We start from the raw sequence: 2,506 nt of genomic DNA, 5'->3' as shown, positions 1-2,506 counted from the left end.
GTTGAGCACCAGCAGATGCTGCGAAAGGCTCATCAGGAAAGTCAGCACGTGCTCGATCAGAAGGATGGTGATGCCGCGTTCGGCGGTGCGGCGGATCAGGCCGATCGACGTCTCGATCTCGGGTTTGGTCAGGCTCGATGCCGGCTCGTCGAGCAAGAGCATGCGTGGCTGCATGGCGATCGCCGTGGCAAGCATCAGGCATTTGCGCTCGAACACGGACAATTCGCCGGCAAGCCGGCCGAACGACTGGGATCCCAGGCCGACGAACTCCAGCGCCTCGGCGGCGGCATTGCGGGCCGTGGCCGCTGTCTTTTCCTGCTTGCCGTAGCTGGCGCCGATCAGCGCGTTCTCGAACACGGTCAGCCCGTCGAAGCTGGTCTCGCGCTGAAAGGTCCGGGCAAGGCCGAGGCGCGCGATGGCGTGTCCCGATTTGCCGTTTATGGCAATGCCGTCAAAGCGGATCTGGCCCCGGTCGGGCCCGAACGGGATGCCGGTGATGATGTTGAACAGCGTGCTCTTGCCGCTGCCGTTCGGGCCGGCGATACCGAAGATCTCGCCGGCCTCGACCTTGAACGACACGCCATCGACGGCCTTCAGCGAACCGAAGGCCTTCGACACGTCGTCCAGTTCAAGCAGGGCCATTCCCTACTTCATCCAGGGCTGGAGCTTGAAGGCGCCGGTGGCATATTTCTCAGGCGAGATCAGCGTGCGCTGGCCATCCCAGATCTGGAAGAAGGTGATCGGAATATAGTCGTCGCCCTGCGTGGCAAGGTGGGTGGCGGGATCGAATTTCAGCCGCCCTTCCCCGACCTGCTTGTCGGTCTCCGACAGCGCCTTCATGATCGCCGCATGGTCGGATGCGCCGCCGACCTTCTTGACCGCGTCGAAATAGACATTGGTCATTTCGTAGAGGCCGACGCCGTAGGTGCCGCTCTCGACGCCGTATTTTGCCTTGAACTTGGCTGCCACCTCATCGGCGCGCGGGTTCTTCGGCGTCGTCAGCGCGCCGCCGAGCAGGTTGTAGATGACGCCATCCGATTTCTTGCCGGTCAGCTCGACGAATTCCGGAACGCTCGGCGCGTATTGCAGGAAGACGAGGCTCTTGGTCGGCTGCTCGAGGAACTGGTTGAGGAACGACGCCGAATTGCCCGGCAGATAGTCGGTGTTGATGACGACATCGGGAACGTTCTCGCGCACCTTGGCGAGGATCGAACGCCAGTCGGTCACTTCGCCGAAGGGTACGATCTCGTCGACGGTGATGGTCCAGCCCTTGTCCTTGAAGGTCTTCTTCATGCCTTCGGAGATGGTCTTCGAATAGGCGTTGTCGGACGAGATGATGGCGACCTTCTTGGTCGGCAGGGTGATCTTGCCGTCGGCCGCGAGCTTCTCGACGAACAGGGTGACGTCGGTGTTGTAGGCGTCGAAGGAAGGCGTCAGTGACCAGCAGCACATGTATTTGTCGGGGCTCGGCGCGATGATGTCCCTGGTCTGCTGCGAGGTGGCCGCCAGCATGTAGGGCATTTCCGCCTCGGCCATGTTGTCGATCTCGAAATTGGTCAGGCTGGCATAGCCGGTCAGCATGAAGTGCACGCCCGGATCGCCAAGCAGGCGTTCGACGGCGCTGGTGACGTTGCCGGCGGACTGATCCTTGACGTCGCCGACCACCAGTTCGAACGTATCCCCGGCAACGCCGCCGGCTGCGTTCGCTTCGTCGATGGCCATCTGCACGCCGCGCTGGAATTCCTGGCCGTCCGCCGCGGCAGGGCCGGTGAGCGGCGCAAGCAGGCCGATCTTGACGACGTCGGCAAAGGCGGGGGCGGCTGATGCGGCAAACATGCCGATCAACGTCGTGCTCATCAGCTTATGGCGGATTCGACTTGCGGCGGATTTGGGCTTCATCGTGCTGTTCCCTGTTTTCCTCCCGTTCATCGGGAGTTGGATAATTGACAATCTACGCATAATTGTTCTTATTTGAAAAGGATTTTTCAACGCAACCTGGCCGGGAACAAGGTTCCCGCAAAGGTATGGAAGCCGTGGCGCTTTGCTGCGCAACTGCATTAAAACAGGGCAATTCCCGACGGAGCGGACAATGACGATCTCGCAGAAGACCCTTGAAACCAGCCACGGCAAGATCGCGGTGCGTGAGACCAGCGGCCAGGGAACCGCTGTCATGCTGATCCACGGCAATTCATCTTCCAGTGCCGTTTTCCGCAACCAGTTGGACGGCCCGTTGGGCGAGCGATATCACCTCATCGCTCCCGACCTGCCCGGTCATGGAGCGTCCGGCGATGCGATCGATCCAGAGCGTTCCTACAGCATGGAAGGCTATGCCGATGCCATGACCGAAGTGCTCGGGCTGCTCGGCATCGACAAGGCCATCGTCTTCGGCTGGTCGCTCGGCGGCCATATCGGGCTTGAGATGATCGACCGCTTTCCCGGCCTGCTCGGCTTGATGATCACCGGCACGCCGCCTGTCTCGCCCGAGGAGGTCGGCAGCGGATTCAAG

3 protein-coding genes are annotated in these 2,506 nt (G+C 61.5%); 1 reads left to right on the top strand and 2 read right to left on the bottom strand.

All coding sequences use genetic code 11. From position 1 onward, the window contains the following. On the bottom strand, positions 1-642 hold a 642-nt coding region (locus tag EN932_RS33725), incomplete at its 3' end, for an ATP-binding cassette domain-containing protein (RefSeq protein WP_128369418.1). A 3-nt stretch (positions 643-645) separates the two neighbouring features. After that, positions 646-1,899: an ABC transporter substrate-binding protein gene (locus tag EN932_RS33720; RefSeq protein WP_128369417.1), complete on the bottom strand. Its 1,254-nt coding sequence runs from the start codon at positions 1,897-1,899 to the stop codon at positions 646-648. 190 nt (positions 1,900-2,089) lie between these two features. Between EN932_RS33720 and EN932_RS33715 the strand changes: the two genes are divergently transcribed. Further along, positions 2,090-2,506: alpha/beta hydrolase (locus tag EN932_RS33715; RefSeq protein ID WP_164769397.1), on the top strand; the 417-nt coding region annotated here is incomplete at its 3' end.

It is taken from the genome of Mesorhizobium sp. M7A.F.Ca.US.002.01.1.1, from assembly GCF_004022955.1.
Lineage (GTDB): Bacteria > Pseudomonadota > Alphaproteobacteria > Rhizobiales > Rhizobiaceae > Mesorhizobium > Mesorhizobium ciceri.
Note: the sequence above shows the minus strand (reverse complement) of the source record. Positions and strands in the feature narration are given on the sequence as shown.